21 protein-coding genes are annotated in these 17,802 nt (G+C 68.1%); 14 read left to right on the top strand and 7 right to left on the bottom strand.

All coding sequences use genetic code 11. From position 1 onward, the window contains the following. Window positions 1-192 precede the first annotated feature (192 nt). Window positions 193-1,260, top strand: a complete 1,068-nt coding sequence (locus tag FD678_RS08340) for an NAD(P)-dependent alcohol dehydrogenase (protein ID WP_177497637.1) — start codon at window positions 193-195, stop codon at window positions 1,258-1,260. 243 nt (window positions 1,261-1,503) lie between these two features. After that, window positions 1,504-1,719 (top strand): KGG domain-containing protein, encoded by a 216-nt coding sequence (locus tag FD678_RS08335; protein ID WP_140721233.1) that lies wholly within the window; start codon window positions 1,504-1,506, stop codon window positions 1,717-1,719. A gap of 142 nt (window positions 1,720-1,861) precedes the next feature. On the opposite strand, the gene FD678_RS08330 is transcribed toward FD678_RS08335, so the two are convergent. Both FD678_RS08330 and FD678_RS08325 read right to left on the bottom strand, forming a co-directional pair. Continuing rightward, the gene (locus FD678_RS08330) at window positions 1,862-2,497 is read right to left on the bottom strand and encodes a DUF4142 domain-containing protein (protein WP_140721230.1); all 636 of its coding nucleotides are present in this window, start codon (window positions 2,495-2,497) and stop codon (window positions 1,862-1,864) included. A gap of 73 nt (window positions 2,498-2,570) precedes the next feature. After that, window positions 2,571-3,077: a YciE/YciF ferroxidase family protein gene (locus tag FD678_RS08325; protein ID WP_140721225.1), complete on the bottom strand. Its 507-nt coding sequence runs from the start codon at window positions 3,075-3,077 to the stop codon at window positions 2,571-2,573. A gap of 279 nt (window positions 3,078-3,356) precedes the next feature. Between FD678_RS08325 and FD678_RS08320 the strand changes: the two genes are divergently transcribed. Further along, entirely contained in the window at window positions 3,357-3,935 is a 579-nt protein-coding gene (locus tag FD678_RS08320; protein ID WP_140721222.1) for an isochorismatase family cysteine hydrolase, read from the top strand. A gap of 80 nt (window positions 3,936-4,015) precedes the next feature. Here the strand turns inward: FD678_RS08320 and FD678_RS08315 are convergent, their stop codons facing one another. Next, a complete protein-coding gene (locus tag FD678_RS08315) occupies window positions 4,016-4,588 on the bottom strand; it encodes a hypothetical protein (protein ID WP_140721218.1) in 573 nt (190 codons plus the stop codon). A gap of 312 nt (window positions 4,589-4,900) precedes the next feature. Here FD678_RS08315 and FD678_RS08310 point away from each other — a divergent pair, with 312 nt between their 5' ends. From FD678_RS08310 to FD678_RS08295, 4 genes are all read left to right on the top strand, one after another. Further along, window positions 4,901-5,806, top strand: coding sequence for a manganese catalase family protein (locus FD678_RS08310; protein WP_140721214.1), 906 nt, complete (start codon window positions 4,901-4,903; stop codon window positions 5,804-5,806). A gap of 163 nt (window positions 5,807-5,969) precedes the next feature. Beyond that, entirely contained in the window at window positions 5,970-7,370 is a 1,401-nt protein-coding gene (locus FD678_RS08305; protein WP_140721211.1) for a cytochrome ubiquinol oxidase subunit I, read from the top strand. 5 nt (window positions 7,371-7,375) lie between these two features. Beyond that, window positions 7,376-8,383 carry a cytochrome d ubiquinol oxidase subunit II gene (gene cydB, locus FD678_RS08300; protein WP_218569612.1) on the top strand — a complete coding sequence of 336 codons (1,008 nt, stop codon included), beginning with the start codon at window positions 7,376-7,378 and terminating at the stop codon, window positions 8,381-8,383. Window positions 8,384-8,474: 91 nt separating this feature from the next. Then, window positions 8,475-10,073, top strand: coding sequence for an alpha-amylase family glycosyl hydrolase (locus FD678_RS08295; RefSeq protein ID WP_140721205.1), 1,599 nt, complete (start codon window positions 8,475-8,477; stop codon window positions 10,071-10,073). On the opposite strand, the gene FD678_RS08290 is transcribed toward FD678_RS08295, so the two are convergent. Further along, window positions 10,043-11,002 (bottom strand): TIGR03885 family FMN-dependent LLM class oxidoreductase, encoded by a 960-nt coding sequence (locus tag FD678_RS08290; RefSeq protein ID WP_140721202.1) that lies wholly within the window; start codon window positions 11,000-11,002, stop codon window positions 10,043-10,045. The two genes, FD678_RS08295 and FD678_RS08290, sit on opposite strands and share 31 nt — an antisense overlap. A gap of 68 nt (window positions 11,003-11,070) precedes the next feature. Between FD678_RS08290 and FD678_RS08285 the strand changes: the two genes are divergently transcribed. The 4 genes from FD678_RS08285 (at window position 11,071) to FD678_RS08270 (ending at window position 13,756) form a co-directional block, all read left to right on the top strand. Beyond that, entirely contained in the window at window positions 11,071-11,445 is a 375-nt protein-coding gene (locus FD678_RS08285; protein WP_140721199.1) for a sensory rhodopsin transducer, read from the top strand. Window positions 11,446-11,693: 248 nt separating this feature from the next. Beyond that, entirely contained in the window at window positions 11,694-12,128 is a 435-nt protein-coding gene (arr, locus tag FD678_RS08280; protein WP_140721195.1) for an NAD(+)--rifampin ADP-ribosyltransferase, read from the top strand. Between the two features lie 193 nt (window positions 12,129-12,321). Beyond that, entirely contained in the window at window positions 12,322-13,188 is an 867-nt protein-coding gene (locus FD678_RS08275; RefSeq protein ID WP_140721192.1) for an SDR family oxidoreductase, read from the top strand. 10 nt (window positions 13,189-13,198) lie between these two features. Beyond that, window positions 13,199-13,756 (top strand): mechanosensitive ion channel domain-containing protein, encoded by a 558-nt coding sequence (locus FD678_RS08270; RefSeq protein WP_140721189.1) that lies wholly within the window; start codon window positions 13,199-13,201, stop codon window positions 13,754-13,756. Between the two features lie 5 nt (window positions 13,757-13,761). Here FD678_RS08270 and FD678_RS08265 read toward each other — a convergent pair whose 3' ends face one another. Further along, window positions 13,762-13,944 (bottom strand): hypothetical protein, encoded by a 183-nt coding sequence (locus FD678_RS08265; RefSeq protein WP_140721186.1) that lies wholly within the window; start codon window positions 13,942-13,944, stop codon window positions 13,762-13,764. 189 nt (window positions 13,945-14,133) lie between these two features. Here FD678_RS08265 and FD678_RS08260 point away from each other — a divergent pair, with 189 nt between their 5' ends. Next, entirely contained in the window at window positions 14,134-14,370 is a 237-nt protein-coding gene (locus FD678_RS08260) for a hypothetical protein (RefSeq protein WP_218569578.1), read from the top strand. Window positions 14,371-14,433: 63 nt separating this feature from the next. Here the strand turns inward: FD678_RS08260 and FD678_RS08255 are convergent, their stop codons facing one another. Beyond that, a complete protein-coding gene (locus FD678_RS08255; RefSeq protein WP_140721183.1) occupies window positions 14,434-15,303 on the bottom strand; it encodes an alpha/beta hydrolase family protein in 870 nt (289 codons plus the stop codon). Beyond that, window positions 15,266-16,396 carry a DUF3182 family protein gene (locus FD678_RS08250; RefSeq protein ID WP_218569577.1) on the bottom strand — a complete coding sequence of 377 codons (1,131 nt, stop codon included), beginning with the start codon at window positions 16,394-16,396 and terminating at the stop codon, window positions 15,266-15,268. Before FD678_RS08250 ends, FD678_RS08255 begins: the two co-directional genes overlap by 38 nt. Window positions 16,397-16,887: 491 nt before the next feature. Between FD678_RS08250 and FD678_RS08245 the strand changes: the two genes are divergently transcribed. Both FD678_RS08245 and FD678_RS08240 read left to right on the top strand, forming a co-directional pair. Beyond that, a complete protein-coding gene (locus tag FD678_RS08245) occupies window positions 16,888-17,151 on the top strand; it encodes a hypothetical protein (protein ID WP_140721177.1) in 264 nt (87 codons plus the stop codon). Further along, window positions 17,151-17,753 carry a DUF4142 domain-containing protein gene (locus FD678_RS08240; protein WP_140721174.1) on the top strand — a complete coding sequence of 201 codons (603 nt, stop codon included), beginning with the start codon at window positions 17,151-17,153 and terminating at the stop codon, window positions 17,751-17,753. Before FD678_RS08245 ends, FD678_RS08240 begins: the two co-directional genes overlap by 1 nt. Window positions 17,754-17,802: the final 49 nt, after the last annotated feature.

The raw sequence follows: 17,802 nt of genomic DNA, 5'->3' as shown, positions 1-17,802 counted from the left end.
GTCTCCCCTAGGGAACACGGCCCAGCGCCGTCGGGATGCCGCCAACCGCGAGGGATTGCGTCGCCTGTTTCGGCATTGCGCTCCCCCGCTTTCGGGCATTGACCCCGCGGGCCTGCACTTCTTAGCGTCGGGACGGGGCGCAAAACGCGCTCCATTCCGCCCCATCCACGCATCTTTTCTGGGAGCATTGCCATGCGCGCCGCGAGAATGCATGCCTACAACACGCCGCTCGTCATCGATGACGCACCGGTGCCGGAGATCGAACCAAACGAAGTATTAGTACGCGTCCAGGCGGCCGGCATGTGCCGCACCGACGTGCAATTGCTGGATGGATACTTCCGCGAATACGGACTGGAACTGAGCTTCCCGGCCACGCCCGGCCACGAGATCGCCGGCGTCATCGAGCGCTTGGGCGGCGCGGTGCCCGCATCGGCCGGACTCGCCCAGGGCGACCAGGTCGTCGTCGTCGGTGGCTTCGGCTGCGGGGCCTGCCCGCAGTGCCGTGTGGGCAACCACCAGATCTGCGGACACGGGCGCTGGCCGGGCTTCGGCCCGTATGGCGGTTACGCGGAGTTCGTGCCGGTGCCGTACCAATGGCTGATCCGCTTGAGCCGCGAGGACCACCTCAAGCCGGAAGAACTCGCGCCGCTCACCGACGCCGGGCTGACGCCGTACCGGGGCGCGAAGAAGCTTCAGGCCGCCGGCGTACTGCGTGCGGACAACGTCGTCGCCGTCAGCGGCATCGGCGGCCTGGGAACCTATGGCGTGCAATACGCCAAGCTGCTTTCCGGCGGCGCCACGGTGGTGGCGCTGGCGCGCTCGGACGAAAAGCTCCGCACCGCGCGCGAACTGGGCGCGGACGTCGCCATCAACGTACGCGGCAAATCCACGGCCGACGTGCGCAAGGAACTGCAGCACGCCACCGGCCACGCCGAGTTCCATGGCGTGCTCGATTGCTCCGGCGCCGAGGAAGCCATCCGGCTCGGCTTCGACATGCTGGCGACCTCCGGCGCGTTCGTTTCCGTCGGTCTCATGGGTACGCGGGTGGATATTCCACTGTTCCCCTTCGTCGCCCGGGAATACAGCTACCACGGTTCATTCTGGGGCAATTACGTGGATCTCGGCGAAGTGGTCGAGCTTGCCCGGAAGAAGTTGATCAGACACGAGATCAACACGGTCCGGCTCGAGGACGTGAACGAGAGCCTGGATCGGCTGCGCGATGGCGACTTCGTCGGGCGAGCAGTGATCACTTACCAGTGAGTCCCGCGCGAGCGGCCCGGCATGCTGCCGTGGACGGCTTCCGTTCCCGCGTGCGCAGCCGGCCCGCAATGCCGCGCCCGCGGACGATGCGCAGAAACGAGCCGTGCAGGAGCCGTGAGCACGAGGATGGGCCCGCTTACACCCTGTCTTGGCGGCGCGGTGACTCGTGCTTAGCCGCCTTCTCCTCATCCTGTTCGCGTCGAGGCAATCCAGCCCGACACGTCCTTATGAGGAGATATCGATATGGCCAACAACACCCGCAACCGCGGTTTCGCGTCGATGGACGAGGAGAAACAGAGGGAGATCGCCAGCAAGGGCGGCAAGGCGGCCCACGCCAGCGGCAACGCCCATGAGTTCGATTCGCGCGAGGCGAGCGAAGCCGGAAGGAAGGGCGGCCAGGCGGTGAGCCAGAACCGGGAACACATGGCCGCCATCGGCAGCAAGGGGGGACGCAGCTGAGCCCGATGCATGTGTCCGTTCCGTCGGCCCCGGCGCTGCCGGATGTCGATACGGCAAAGGCCCGCTGAAGGCGGGCCTTCTTCATGTCCGACAACCTGCTTCTTTACTGGCGCCCGCCTCCGGTACCTGCAGGCCCGCCCGCTCAATCCGGCGCCTTCGCGGGAATGAACGGCGAGACCGGGTCGCTGGCGGGGAACGTCTCGTCCAATGCCTCGTCCTGGCGCGCGTTCTGCTGCACGCCCTCGGCGGCCTTGAGGTCGCGGGCGCGCTGCAGGTGGTCCAGCAGCAGCCCGCGGGTATGCGCGAGGCGCGATTTCACCGCATCGCTCGAACTGGCCGGAAGAAGCTCCTTGTCCAGGAGACGCAAGGCGCGTTCGTGGCTGTCGACCATCGCGTGCACATAGGCGGCCTGGAAACCCGCGCCGGCGGCGCGCTGTAAGGCGTCCACCCAATCGCCGCCGCCCTCGCCTTCCGCCGGAGCACCTGCGCGATCGCGCAGGCGGCACGCTTCGCCACGGTTGCGACCGTGCACGGCGAGCATGTGCTCGGCGTAGACCTTCACAGGAGGGTCCAGGGATTGCGACAACGCCAGTTGCGCGGCCCGGACCTGGTCGTCGTCGATATCGGCGAGCCGCGCCAGCACCTCGCCGTCCTGCCCGACCGCATCGTCGTCGCGCGAATCCCGGCGAGCGGCGATCTTGCCCTTGCGAAACGCGGCCAACAAGGCCGCCGTGGCCCCGATGGCGACGACGATGGCCCAGGTGGTTCGGGTGCGCATGGCGGCGTGCCTCCAACTCCAATGGCCGGCACGGGTGCCGGCCGGTTCCGGGAACTACGCTACGGCGCGGACCTCAGGCGGCGCGGCTTTGCTGGGCAGCCTCGGCGTTGCCTCCGCTCTTGGCCAGCATCGTCAGCTTCTCGTCGGTCGCTTTCTCTTCCTTCAGCGTTTCCAGCAGCAGCGGGAGCGCGTCCTTGTAGCCGAGCTGCTTGGCGAGCGCGGCAAGCGTGCCGTAGGCGGCGATCTCGTAGTGCTCGACCTTCTGCGCCCCGCCGATCAGCGCGGCGTCGCGCAACGGACCGGCCTCGACGCTCTCGATGATCTCCTTGCCCTCCTCGATCAAACCCTCCATCGCCGCGCACTTGATCCGCTTCAACCGGATGCCGAGCGCCTCGACCACCTGGTCGATGCGTTCGATCTGCCCCTGGGTTTCCTCCAGGTGGGTCTCGAAGGCCGTCGACAGGTCCGGGTTGTCCGAGGCTCGCGCCAGCTTCGGCAAGGCGCGCGTCAGTTGCTTCTCGGCGCTGTAGATGTCGGACAGCTCATGGATGAAGAGGTCTTCGATGTTCTTGATGGCCATGTTTCGCTCCTGGATGGTCGGTGGTGCCGCGATGGCGGGCAGTCGATGCCTTCGTTGCAGGCTAGGCATCCCACCGTTACGCACGGCGCAATACCGCGTGATCCGGTCGCGATGACCGGCGCGGGCGGTCGTCATGCGTGCATAACGCCGGCGACCGGGCTCCGCTCACGATCCCTGGACACCGGGCCATGCAGGATCCCCGGCACCGGGCAACCTGGCCTCGGGCACCGCTCCATCGCCACGCCAGTTCCACCTTTCGAGCCGACCCAGGAAATCCGAATGAGTCCGCCGCGTGCGCCCTCCCGCCCAGCCCTGCTGGTCATCGACATGATCGGCCGGTTCGACTTTCCCGAGGCCGAGGCGATGGCCGCCAGTGTACGCAAGGCCACGCAGGCGATCGCAGCCCTGCTGGAGGTCTGTCGCCGCCGCGAAGTCCCGGTGATCTTCGCCAACGACAACTTCGCCCAGTGGAAGGCCGACTTCCGCGGCTTGATCGCGTCGGCGCGGGAAAGCGGTGGACTCGGGCTGGAGGTGGCCGACCGGCTGCACCCGACCGAGGACGATTACTACGTGCTCAAGCCCAAGCACTCGGCCTTCCTGGCGACCCCGCTGCCGGTGCTGCTGGCCAAGTTGCAGGTAGGCACGCTGTACCTGTCCGGCATGACCGCGGACTCGTGCGTGCTGGCCACCGCCCTGGACGGCAATGCACGCGAGTACCGGGTGCGCGTGATACGCCAGGCCGTGGCCGGGCTGTCGGGGCCGTTGCGCCAGGCGATGGAACTGATGCAGCTATCGCCCGCGGTGGACGTCGTGGACATGCAGGACGCCATGCGCGCATTCGAGCGCAATCGCCGGTGAGCAGCGGCGGCGAACCGCATGCCAACCTAGGCCGTCCGCGTGGTTCCGCGACGCCGGGCGCCGGCGCCGCCCGCGGAAGCTCATGAGGTGGCGCCGGCAAGCATGGCCGGGACCGGCTCGTTCTTCGCCGCGGCTTGCAGCGAGCGGCCGCCCCACTCGCTGCGCAGGTAGGACATGGCCTGCGCTCCCGGCATGCGCAGCCAATCGGCGATCGGGACGCCCTGGATGTACAGCGGACGATAGAGCGGCGCGCGCGAGGAACTGCCCACCAGCAGCGAGAACGCGCTGCGCGGGTGGTGCCCGAGCTCGTTGACGCTGCACAGGCCCGCCGCGAACACCTGCTCGCCGTCCTCCGTCAGCCACGCGATCGCGCGCGGGCCGCGCCCGTGCTCGTCGGCCGCGGTAAGACTGAACCCCAGCAGCGGGACCGCGCAGCGCTGGGTTTCCCAGATCGCCAGGTCCGCGCGCGCAAGACGGGCGGGTTCCTGCATCAGGACCAAGTCGATCTGGTCGGGCAATGGGCGCCCGAAGCTCGCTTCCTCGGCCTTGGCTTCCTCGCGATGGGGCAACAGGATGCTGCCGATGCCGCCTGCGCCGATTTCCAGCCAGGCCCGTGGATTGTGCGGAGAGCTTTGCAGGATGCGTGTGATCATCGAACGGTGTCCTCCTTCGTGGGGTATTCCGGGTGGAATCCGTAACGCCTCGAAGGCCTGATGAAGATCACCAAGCCTTCGCTTCGTCCAGGAATCCGCGCGTACATTCTTTCGTGGCAAGAGGAAAGATGGCGTCGGCATACCGTGAAGCGGCGTACTCACATGCGTGCCGCCGAGACGCCTCATGAACGGCGGGTTCTACAAGGTGTTGGGCGTGCGGCGGTCGTTTCATCCGGAATTTTCGGCTCGAATTTCCCGCCTGGAGCGATCCGCGCATGTCCGCATCGATCAACTCATTCCAGGGACCTATCCATGTTCATGCACAACAAGCGACTGATGTACACGGTGCGCGTGGCTGCGCCTAATCCCGACCTGGCCTCGCTGATGCTCGAGCAGTTCGGCGGCCCGCAGGGCGAACTGGCGGCGGCGATGCGCTACTTCACCCAGGCGCTCGGCGACGAGGATCCCGGACGCAAGGACATGCTCTACGACATCGCCACGGAAGAGCTGAGCCACCTGGAAATCATCGGGTCGATCGTCGCCATGCTCAATCGCGGTCCCAAGGCCATCCTCTCCGAAGGCATGGAAGAAGCCATGGAGATGCGCAACCTCACGCGCAACAGCACCAGCCATACCCAACAGATCCTCTACGGGGGAGGCCCCGCGCTGGTCAACTCGGCTGGCGTCCCCTGGACGGCGGCCTACGTCGATTCGATCGGCGAGCCGACCTGCGACCTGCGCTCCAACATCGCCGCCGAGGCGCGCGCGAAGATCGTCTACGAGCGCCTGATCAACGTCACCGACGATCCCGGCATCCGCGATGCCCTCACCTTCCTGATGACGCGCGAGATAGCGCACCAAAAGTCGTTCGAGAAGGCGCTTTACGCGATCGATCCCAACTTCCCGCCCGGCAAGCTGCCCGGCCATCCCGCCTTCACCGACAAGTACTACAACATGTCGCAGGGCGAAGGCGATCTCTCCGGCCCGTGGAACCAGGGCGAGCAATGGGAAGTGGTGTCGGATCGCGATGCGCAGGCCGCGGTGGATGGCCAGGGCGGCAACGCCGTCGTCGGCCTGTCCGCGACCGAGACGCAGGCGTTGGATGCGATGAGCATGCGCACGATGTCGCATCCCGAGCTGGACGAGGTGACCGGTGCCGACCTGGGCGCCGGGCCCGGCGCCGGCGCGACCACCGGCAGCTCCGCGCGACGCTCGTGACCGCCCGCGGGCGCGCAGCCCACAAAGCCGGCGAACGGTGAATTCACCCCGCCTTCACGGCGTGGCGACGGTCCCGTGATCGGCCGCCGCGCCATGCTGGGCATCGTGCATCCCGCGGCCCGAGCGGTTCGCGCCTGCCACTGCCGTGCCCACCGGAGGTCCAATGGACGCACTGCTGCTGTCCCGGGTGCAGTTCGCCTTTGTCATCTCGTTCCATGTGTTGTTTCCGGCCTTCACGATCGGGCTGGCCTCGTGGCTGGCGTTCGTCGAATGGCGCTGGCTGCGCACGCACGATGCGTTGTGGAAGAACCTGTACTTCTTCTGGATGCGCATCTTCGCCGTGTCGTTCGGCATGGGCGTGGTCAGCGGCATCGTGATGGCATTCCAGCTCGGCGCCAACTGGCCGGAACTGAGCCGCATCGCCGGCAGCGTGATCGGGCCATTGCTGACCTACGAAGTGCTCACCGCGTTCTTCCTGGAAGCCAGCTTCCTGGGCGTGATGCTGTTCGGCTGGGGACGCATCCCCGAGCGCCTGCACTTCGTATCCACCTGCATGGTGGCGCTCGGGACGCTGTTCTCGACCTTCTGGATCCTCTCTTCCAACAGCTGGCTGCATACGCCGGCCGGCTACGCGGTGGAAGGCGGCGTGGTGGTGCCGAAGGACTGGTGGCAGGTCATCTTCAACCCGTCGTTCCCGTACCGGCTCACGCACATGGCGCTGGGGGCGTTCATCACGACCTGCTTCGTGATCGGCGGCGTGGGAGCGTGGTACCTGCGCAAGGGCATCCATGTCGAGGCCGGCGCACGCATGCTGAAGCTCGCCGTCGCCTTCGCCGCGATCGCCGTGCCGCTGCAGATCGTCGCGGGCGACCAGCACGGCCTGAACACCCTCGAGCACCAGCCCATCAAGGTCGCCGCGATCGAAGCGCACTGGCATCCGACCGAACCGGGCGCCGGCGTGCCGTTGGTGCTGTTCGCGCTTCCGGACAGCGAGGAAGAGCGCAACCGCCATGAAATCGCGGTGCCGCGGCTGGGCAGCCTCATCCTCACCCACAGCCGCGATGGCGACATCCCGCCGCTCACCTCGGTGCCTGCATCGGAAAGACCGCCGGTGACGCCGGTGTTCTTCGCGTTCCGCGTCATGGTCGGCCTGGGATTGCTGATGCTGGCGTTGGCATGGTTGTCGGCGCTGACCTGGTGGCGCGGCCGCCTGCTGCAGAGCCGCTGGCTGCTCGCCGTCTGGAACGCGATGCTGCCCGCCGGCTTCGTGGCGCTGGTGGCCGGATGGTTCGTCACCGAGATCGGGCGCCAGCCCTACGTGGTGTACGGGTTGCTGCACACCGCCGACGCGGTCGGTACGCAGAGCGCGGCGATGGTGGCCACGTCCCTGGCCGTCTACGTCGCAGGTTATGCGTTCGTGTTCGGGTGGGGCGTGTGGTACCTGCTCAAGCTGGTGCGCCGGGGCCCGCAACCCGAACAGGACGGACCGGACCTGCAAGGCGGCGAGCACACCCCTGCCCGCCCGCTCTCGGCCGCCGATACGCCCGAGGAGGAGATGCCGTGATGGACGTGGGGACCTGGCTGCCGGTGGCGTGGTTCGGCGTGATCGGATTCGGCGTGTTGATGTACGTCGTCCTGGACGGTTTCGTGCTGGGGCTCGGCATCCTGGCTCCGTTCGCGCGCGACCAGCGCGAGCTGGACCTGATGATGAACACCGCCGCGCCGATCTGGGACGGCAACGAGACCTGGCTCGTGCTCGGCGGCGCCGGGTTGTTCGCCGCGTTCCCGATGGCCTATGCGTTGATCCTGTCCGGCCTGTACCTGCCGGTGCTGCTGATGGTGATGGCGCTGGTATTCCGCGGCGTGGCCTTCGAGTTCCGCTTCAAGGCGCAGCGTTCGCGTGGATTGTGGGGCGCATCGTTCTCCATCGGCTCGATCCTCACCGCGTTCGCCCAGGGCGTGATCCTGGGCGCGCTGGTGGAAGGCATGCCGGTCCAGGACGGCAAGTACGTCGCCGGCGTGTTCGGCTGGTTCAGCCCCTTCTCCATGCTGACTGGCATCGCGCTGGTGTTCGGCTACGCGTTGCTGGGCAGTACCTGGCTGATCCTCAAGACCGAGGATCCCACGCGCGGGCTGGCCTGCGGGCTCACCCGGGTGCTGGTCTGGGTGGTGACCGCCTTCCTCGGCCTGGTCAGCGCCTGGCTGCCGTTCCTCAACTCGCGCGTGATGGCGCGCTGGTTCCAGGACGGCAATTTCTGGTGGCTCTCGCCCATCCCCTTGTGCGCGCTGCTGGCCGCGGCGCTGATCTGGCGCTCGACGCGGCAATCGGGTTCCGATGCCCGCGCCTTCGTCTGCACGCTCGCCCTGTTCGCGCTCGGCTTCGCCGGGCTCGTGCTGGGCATGTGGCCCTACCTGGTTCCCCCGACCTATACGCTGTGGGAAGCCGCCGCGCCGCGCTCCTCGCAGGTCTTCTCGATGGTCGGCCTGATCGTGCTGCTGCCGTTGATCCTGGGCTATACCGCGTGGTCGTACCGCGTATTCCGCGGCAAGGTCCGGCACGGCAGCGGCTATCACTAGCCCGCGCGCCGTAAAGCGGCGCGCATCTTCGCGACACCTGCACATCGCCATGGCGAGCGCTTCATTCGGGCCCGGCCATGCTTCCCGCCGCATGCAACCACATCGCACCGTCATCTACCAGGTCGACCCCTACTTGTTCCGCGACAGCACGGGGCATGGCTGGGGCACGCTCGACGGCATCGCCGAGAAACTGGATTACCTGCAATGGCTGGGCGTCAGTCATCTCTGGCTGCTGCCGTTCTTCCGCAGCGCCGGGCGCGATGGCGGCTACGACGTCCTCGACCACTGCGCCATCGACCCGCGCCTTGGCGACGAGGCCTCGTTCGCTCGGCTGGTGCGGGCCGCGCGCGAGCGTGGCATCGGCATCATCGTGGAACTGGTGATGCAGCACACTTCCGAACTGCATCCATGGTTCCAGGCAGCGCGCGCCGGCGACGCGGAAATGCAAGGGCGCTACATCTGGACCGACGCACCGGCCGCGATCGGCCCCGCCCCGATGTTCCCGCCCGTCCAACCCGGCGTCTGGAGCTGGGATCCCTTCGTGCGCCGTTACTACCGGCACATGTTCTACGCGCACGAGCCGGATCTGGAATGCGGCAATCCCGCCGTGCGCCGCGAGATGGGCAGGATCATGGCCCATTGGCTGGATCGCGGCGCCTGCGGCTTCCGCATCGACGCGGTGCCCTACATGGTGGAACGCGCCTGCCTCGCAGTGCCGGAGGAAGGAGGACGCTGGCTGTTGAACGAGCTGCGACGCCACGTCGCTGGCCGGCTCGACGAGCCCGTCCTGATCGGAGAGGCCGATGTGCCCGCGGCCGAGTACGGCAACTACGTGGCCGGCGGCCGGCTCTCGCACCTGCTGGATTTCCATCTCAACAACCATCTTTTCCTGGCCCTGGCGCGCGAGGATGCAGGTGAAATCACCCGTACCCTGGCCGAGTACGGCGATACGGCCCTGGCAACGACCCGCATCGCCTGGTTGCGCAACAACGACGAACTGGACCTGGAACAACTTACGCCGGACGAGCGCGGCGAGGTGATGGACCGCTTCGCGCCGGAGCCATGGATGCGCATCTACGGACGCGGTATCCGCCGGCGGCTCGCGCCGATGCTCGATGGCGATCGCGACGCGCTGGCGATGGCGCACGCCCTGCTGCTGTCGCTGGGCCAGGTGCCGGTGCTGCGCTATGGCGACGAGATCGGGCTCGGCGACGACCTGGACCTGCCCGAGCGCAACGCCGTGCGCGTTCCCATGCAGTGGCACGCCGGGGCGGGCGCCGGTTTCTGCGACCATCCCGCGCACGCCTGGCGCAGGCCGCAGCGCGACGGGCGGTTCGGCTACGCGCACTGCAACGTCGCCGCCCAGCGCGGGCAGCCATCGCTGCTGGAAGACGTCCGGGCGCTGCTGCAGGTCCGGCGCGACCTGCCCGCCTTGAGCGCGGCGCCGCAAGCGTGCGCCTTCGCGCCCTCCCAGTTGCTGGCCCTGCGCTTCGCGGGAAGCGACCAGGACGTCGTGGCCCTGGTGAATCTCTCCGCGCGCCCGCTCCGGCTCGAGCGGCAGGCGCTGGGAACCGGCGATTTCGCCCTCGCCCGCCACGTCCGCTGCGCCGACGACACGGTGGAGATCGGGGGCTACGGCTATGGCTGGTACCTGCGCGATCAGGCGCCGGCCAGCGACGGCAGCACCTGAGCGCCGAAGACGTCGATGAACGCTTCCTGTTGGCGGCCGACGTTGTGCAGGTACAGCCGCTCGAACCCGAGTTCGCGATACGTACTCAGCCACTCGGCATGGCGCAGCGGGTCGGAGGAAATGTTCACCGCCTGCTCGATCCCGGCCGGATCCAGCCGGTCCGCGAGCGCGGCGAAGTCCTCGGGCCGGACCAGGTCGGCGGCTATCGCGGGAGGCGCCAGGTTCGCGCGCCATTGGGCCAGGGCCTCGGCACGCGCCTGCGCATCGGTCGCGGCATAGCACAGCTTCACTTGGAGGAACATCGGCTTGCCGATGCCTCCCCCTTCGCGGAACGCGGCGACGATCTCGCGCAACTTCGGCAACGGCGCACTGACGGTGATCAGGCCATCGGCCCACCCTCCGAGCCAACGCGCCGTCTCCGCGCCGAGCGCGGCACCGAGCAGCAGCGGCGGCCGGGGCGGCAGCGTGTACAGGCGCGCCTCGCGTATGCGTATTTCGCCGTCGCAATCGACGCGCTCGCCGCGCCAGAGCCGGCGCATGGCCTCCGCGCTGGCGTGCAGGCGGGCGTTGCGCGCGGGCTTGTCCGGCCACGGCTCGCCGGTGACGTGCTCGTTCAGCGCCTCGCCGCTGCCGACCGCCAGCCAGAACCGCTCCGGATACATCCGTGCCAGCGTGGCCGCCGCCTGCGCGATCACCGCCGGGTGGTAGCGGCCGAAGGGACAGGTGACCAATCCCAGCGACAGCGGAACGCTGGCCAGCACCGCACCAGCCCAGCTCCAGGCATGCCCCGACTGGCCCTGCGCCGGCGTCCACGGATGGAAATGGTCCGATCCGCTCAATCCGCCGAAGCCCGCCGCGGCGGCGTGCGCGGCCAACGCCAGCAAATGCGCGGGATCGAACTGCTCGTGCGAGGCGTGGTATCCGATCATCGCGGCCCACCACGCCGTCCACACGCGCCTTGACGCACGGGCAACGGACGCGGCGTTACACCGGCCGCATGCACCCGATAGGCAGCCACCGCTGGGCCATCGCGGAAGGCTACATCCCGGGCTGGAGCAACGGCCCGGCGCCGCAGATGGAAAGCCACGAGACCTGTTGCCTGCTGAACGCAGGCGACGCCGATGCGCATGTGCGGATCACCTTGTTCTTCGAGGATCGCGAGCCGGTGGGGCCGTACCGCGTGACGGTGCCGGCCCGGCGCACCCGCCACGTCCGCTTCAACGACCTGGACGATCCGGAATCTATCCCGCACGGCGTGGGCTTCGCGTCATTGATCGAATCCGACGTGCCCCTGGTCGTGCAGCACACGCGCCTGGATTCGCGCCAGGCCGCCAATGCGTTGATGACGACGATCGCGCATCCGCTGCCGTAGCCATACGGCGGCCCAGGCAAGCTTGCGAGGTGCGACGGGAGAACGATCCGCCAACGGGACCGCGAATCGCCACTGCATCCGGGCCCTGTCATGCGCGCCATCGAATTTTCGAGCGCGGAACGAAAAAGGGAGGCGCGCCGCGCCTCCCACCATGAATTTATAGCATCCGCGGGGCCTTGCGGCAACGCCCGAGGCGGACACTAGAATCGCCGCCCTGTCGACTGGGCAGGGCACACGAGGCGAGCAGGATGACGCAGGAAGACGAGTGGTTCCCCGTTTCCCACGAGAACTGCGATCTGGTGAAAGGGCCGTTCTATCACGGGACGAAGGCAAGCCTGTCCGTCGGCGATCTTCTGACCGCCGGCTTCACGTCCAACTACCGCGACGGCGTCGTGATGAATCACATCTACTTCACGACCCTGCCGAAGGGAGCGGGCCTGGCCGCGGAGATCGCCCGGGGCGACGGTCGTCCGCGAGTCTACGTGGTGGTCCCTACCGGAACATTCGAGGACGACCCGAACGTCACGAACAAGAAGTTCCCGGGCAACCCGACCCGCTCGTACAGGAGCGAGCATCCGTTGAGGATCATCGGCGAACTCGAGAGCTGGGAACCCTACGACCCGGAGTTCATCCAGCAGTTGAGGAACTTCGTCAAGACCGGCACCGGCGAGATCATCAACTGACAAGGGTCCCAGGATCGCGATCTGCGGAGAGAGCCGCCTGGCAGCCCGGCGCGAAGCGCGGCGCGCATGTCCGCACGGTCGCAGCTTCTTTGCAGGCCGCCGCCGCTGCGTCCACGTCGAGGAGACGCCCCCTGCGCATGCGCTTTACTTCGGCGCACACACACTGCCGGCATCGCCCCTGCAGGAGTTCTCCATGGCCCTTCCCGACTATCCGTTCCCGCCCTTCAAGCGCCAGCAGCAGTCCTTCCCCGGCAAGACCGACAAGATGGAACCCCGCCCCGACCATGGCGAGGACAGCTACGTCGGGAGCGGGCAGCTGGAGGGCAAGCGAGCCCTGATCACCGGCGGCGACAGTGGGATAGGCGCCGCGGTGGCGATCGCCTACGCCCGCGAAGGCGCCGATGTCGCCATCGCCTTCCTGCCCGCCGAGCGCGACGATGCCGAGCGCATCGGAAGCTTGATCGAAGCGGCCGGCCGCAAGGCGGTCCTGGTGGCCTGCGACATCAGCGACCCCAGCCAGGCGGCCGCGCTGGTCGAGGAGGTGAAGCGCCAGCTCGGCGGCCTCGACATCCTGGTGAACAACGCGGCCTACCAGCGCTATTTCGAGAGTTTCGAGGAGATCACGCTCGACGAGTGGCGCAAGACCTTCGACACCAACGTGCATGCCGTCTTCAACCTGGTGCGGCTCGGCGTGCCGCTGCTGCGCGGCGGCGGTGTCGTCATCAACACCGCCTCGGTCAACTCCAAGAAACCCACGCCCAACATCCTCCCCTACTCGACCACCAAGGGCGCGGTGGCCAATCTGACCATCGGCCTGGCCGGCCTGCTGGCCGACCAGCAGATCCGGGTCAATGCGGTGCTGCCCGGGCCGATCTGGACGCCGTTCATTCCCGCCGGCATGGCCGCGGAGGAAGTGGAATCGTTCGGATCGCAGACGCCCTACGGGCGCCCCGGCCAACCGGCCGAGCTCGCTTCGGCCTACGTCATGCTGGCGTCCGATCGCGCCAGCTACACCTCGGGCGCGTTGATCACGATCTCCGGCGGCGCCGTGGTCCTTTGATGCCTCCGCCATGCACCTCCACCTCCCGCAACCGCCGACCTGGGTCGCTGCCTGGCTGGACATCGTGGTACCCGTGGCGGAGGTGCTGGCGATCCTGGGATTGGCCTGGCTGCTGGTCCGCATCCTCGTGCATGCGCTCCGCCTGGTAGGCCGGCGCTACGAACTCCCGCCCGCGCTGGTGATCGGCGCGCGCCGCATCGTCGCCACTTTCCTCTATGCGGCGGCGCTGCTGCTGGTCCTGGAGCGCCTGGGAGTATCGGTGAGCGTGCTCTGGACCGCCATCACCGGCTTCGCGGCCGTCGGTGCGGTCGCGTTCTTCGCCGCATGGAGCGTGCTGTCCAACATCTTCTGTTCGTTCCTGATCTTCGCCACCAAGCCGTTCCGCCTGCACGACCGCATCGAGCTGATCGACAGCGCCGACAAGCCAGGGGTGTGCGGGCGCGTGATCGACATCAACTTCATCTACACGACGTTGCAGGACCAGCGCCAGGAAACGCAGGGATCCACGCTGCAGATCCCGAACTCGTTGTTCTTCCAGCGCATGACGCGGCGCTGGTACGACGCCTGAGGGATTCAGTCATCCTCCTGAACAGGGCGTTCGTAGTCCTCGGGCTTGGCGCGGTTGCGCTCGGTGGACTCGTCCGGCATGTCGTGCTCCTTCCACAACGCATCGTCGCGGCGCAGCTTGTCCGGCGTATGCGCCTTGTCCTGGTCGCTTACTTGGCCCAGCGGATTGATCGGTTTCTTGGATGGCATGCGCGTGCTCCCACGTGTTGTGCCCTGCGATCAGACGCCAGGTCGCGTGAAGCGGCGATATTTATCCACATGCCTGCGACGCAGCGCACAGTGCCGTGCGTACACGTTCTTTTCGCCTTCGTTGCGGAACCTTAACGACAGCCCTGTAGTATCCCTGAACACAGGGGAACATCAGCGGGCGAAAACATCATGGGATACAGCGCGCAGTTCGTCGAAGACGAGACGTGGATGGCCCTGCAGGCTCAATACCGCACTCATGGCAACGGCCCGGAATTCTGGGACGCATACCAGAAGATCCTGGAGAACTCGGCCAGGCAGGGGGGATGCAAGGTCGAGCTCGCCAACCGCATGGCGGCCATGGCGCAGCGGCTCGGTGCGGTCTCCTCCGCACAGGTGATCCGGAGCGAGCCCGCCGGCAAGCGTTAGCGGGACCGCCACCGGTATTGTCGAGTCTGGTAGCGGCCCACGGCCGCGCTTTCGTTTTCCGCATCACTTCGACGTCTTTTCGGTGGCGCGGATGTCGCCGTGGAACTCGCGCGAGCTCCTGCCCGGCGAAACCGCCTCCTGCCCCTTGATCTGCTTGAGCATCTGCTTGCGCGCGGCGACCACTTCCTTGGCCAGCGCCACGCGGCGGCCGACCACCATCTCGGTGAGCCAGTCGATCAACTGGCGCGTGTACTCGTGCTGGTGCTCCTTGACGCTCAGTGCATGGTCGGCACCCCGGATCAGGCGCGAGGTCACCGAGCGCGCCTGCACGAAGGCATTGGCGTAGTTGCGCATCACCGGATGCGGCACGACCACGTCGTTCTCCGCCTCCACCAGCAGCACGTCGCCCTTGAAGCGCGTGCAGGCGGCCAGGGCGCGGTTGGCCTCTGCCGGGATCTCGCTGTTGCGATAGCGCATCAGGTCCGGGTCGCGATTAAGCGAGACCTTGGGAGCGCTCCAGTATTCGTCCTTGTAGAGTGCCGGCGAGCGCAGTGCCAGCCATTCCACCGGCCGCTCCAGGGTCAACAGCGTCGCCAGGTAGCCGCCGTAGCTCAACCCCACCACCGCGATCGAGTGGCGGTCCACGTAGGGCAAGGCGGCGAGCTGGTCGTAGGCCGCCTTCAGGTCCTCCAGGTTCTGCGGGCGCGTGACGGTCTGCCGCATCGATGCGTATCCTTCGTGCCCGCGCAGGTCGAAGGTGAGGCAGATGCAGCCCAGGCCGACCGCCTCCCTGGCGCGCACCAGGTTGTGATGCTGGTTGCCGCCCCAGCCATGCACGAACAGCACCCCGGGCATGCCCGTGGGCGTCAGCAGGGTCCCGCTGAGCTCGTCGCGCTCAACCGGGATCTGGATGCTGGACAGCTTGGCTTCCATCGGGCAAGGGAGAACTCAGTCGGTACTTGAGGCGCGGACCGTTCGCTGGCGCGGCGGAGCGGTAGTAGACGTCGGCACCGGCGGGCAACGGACCCGCCTCGTCGTAGATCTCGCGGGTGCAGGCATAGGCGCGGTGCAGCCCGGGATCGCGCTGGAACAGCGCGACGGCGGCCAGTTCCGCCGGAGTCGCTCCGCCTATCCGCCAGGATTGCTCCAGTACGCCGCAGAACGCATGCGTGCCGTCGCGACTCACCAGGATGTCATAGTTGCGCCGCGACACCTGCATCCCAGGATAGGCATCGGCGATGAAGCCGTCGTAGAGGCGCGCCCGTTCCACCGCCGACTTCTGCTCGGCGTTCAGGCCGCTTTCGGCCAGGTCGCCCAGCGTGCCGCGGATGATCCACAGGTCCGAGCCGCCATAGACGTCGCGGCCGGCCTGGTCCTTCACGGCCGATTGCGTCCCGTGGTAGGCGATGTCGATGCCGGCGCAATGCAGCTCGCCGACGCTGTAGGTGATCGCGTCGCCGACGTTCTGCTCCAGCACGGCACCGTGTTCGGCGAGATAGCCCCGCGGCAGCTCGGCCAGCACGCACTCGAGGGTCGCGGCGTCGCCCAGCAGCCATTGCCCGCGCCCGCCCACGCCGGTGGCGAGCTTGAAACGCACCAGTCCGCCCTCGCGCAGGCGCGCATGCGCCCGGCGCGCATCGGCCTCGGAGAACACCGCATACCCGGGCAGCGTCGCCCGGGCCAGGGCCTGCGCGGCGAGCGGGTTCCAGCCGCTCGGCCGGGCCGCATCCTCGCCGACCAGCGGATGGCTGATCACCTTGGTCGCCATGAAGGCATGCGGCACCACGCCGCCGAGCAGGTACCCGGCATCGGCGATGCCCAGCAGGGTCGCCTGCTCGGTGGTGAGCGTGTCGTCCGGCACGTGGAAGGCGCCGGCCTGTCGTGTCGCACGTGCCGGTATGCCCGCGCACGGCAAGCGCATCAGGCGCGCAACTTCCCGCACGATCCAGTCGTGCGTGGCGCGTTCGTGCCCATCGGCGGGCACGTCGCGGACGGCATCGCCCACGACCTTGTCGAATGCGGACATCGCCGGCATACCGTGTCTGGAGGGGCAAACAAGGGGCAAGGAGGCAGGGGTACGCGAACCGGAACGCTTCAGGCGGCCATGCATGCGGTCGTACGGGCCGATGCCGTCAACGCGCATGCGCGGCAACCGTCTTCGAAGGTGGCTTGCCCGGCGGAAGCCCTGGTGTCCCCGGCGATCTCGTCATCGGGTGCTACCTTCGGGATCCGGCCGTTAGCCACGCGTGCAATGGTGCGATGTATCGCGTGAAAGCGCGGTCCTCTCGCCTTCCGTGCACGAGGCGAGCGCCGCGTGTCGCCATCGGGTCGCGACCGGGCTTTGCTGATCCGTTCTTTACATCGGCAACGCTAGGCTCGCTGCAGGCGCTGGACCACCGCGCCTTGCACGCCCGAGTGGCACCACCTGCGAACGCGAGGATCGTACTGCCCATCATGGCGTGCGGGGTTCCGCCGTCAGGACAGCGCCGCTCGTTTCGCAACGGACGTGGAGACGCCATGAAAACCCGATACGAAGTACTGCAGGAACTGGACCGCCTGGAACGGCTGGTGCCCCACATCATCAGCGACCAGGGCGAACGCGCCGAGGAGATCCTCGGTTTCCACATCGCGAACCTGATCGGCAGCGCGGCGCCTGCCGAACACCCCCTCATCCACGCGCGCACCGCGCCGATGGTCCTGCGTTGCCGGATGCCGCAGAAGCAGCCGGTCGCCACGTCCAGGACGCCGACGCCGGTGGTGGTGCAACCCCGGTGGACATGATGGCGGCGGCAAGCCGGCCGACGTCGCGGCGGTTCGGCGCGGTGCTGGCGATCGCCTGCGGCTGCGCATCGACCGGCTGCGGCGCGGGCGGCGATGCCTCGCGCACCGCGCCTGCAGTGTCTCCGGCGCCCGTGCCGGCTCCGGCCGGCGGCACCGGGCTGGCCCCGGTCGCCCGGGGTGATGCGGCCGTGCTCGGCGTGCTGGCCGCCATGGACGAGAACGAGATCGCGCTGGCCCGGCACGGCCTTGCCCGCCGGCTGGACGGCGCCACCGGCGACTTCGCCTGGCAGATGCTGCTCGCCCACCAGCACGATCTGGAGAAAGCCCGCGCGATGGGAGCCACCGACAGCGATGCCGCGGCGGCGATGCGGGCGCGCGGCAGCGCCACGTTGGCCGCGCTGGATGCCCAGACCGAAGAGAACCCCTACCGCAACGCCTTCATGGCGGCGATGGCGTCCGAGCACGCCGCCGCGCTGAAGACGCTGGACGCGGAACTCATTCCCGGCGCGCGTTCCGAAGCCGTGCGCAGGCACCTGCTCGGCGTCCGCCGCGCCGTCGCCGAACACTACGAGCGCGCCCAGGCGGTCAGCGCATCGCGCTGACCGGCGCGGACCCGATGCCACGCTCCGCCGCCCCCGGACTGGCTCCGGG

The sequence above is a fragment of the Pseudomonas sp. Hp2 genome (genome assembly GCF_006386585.1).
In the GTDB taxonomy this organism is placed as follows: domain Bacteria; phylum Pseudomonadota; class Gammaproteobacteria; order Xanthomonadales; family Xanthomonadaceae; genus Pseudomonas_S; species Pseudomonas_S boreopolis.
The sequence above is the reverse complement of the archived record's forward strand: the minus strand, read 5'-3'. Positions and strand labels throughout refer to the sequence as shown.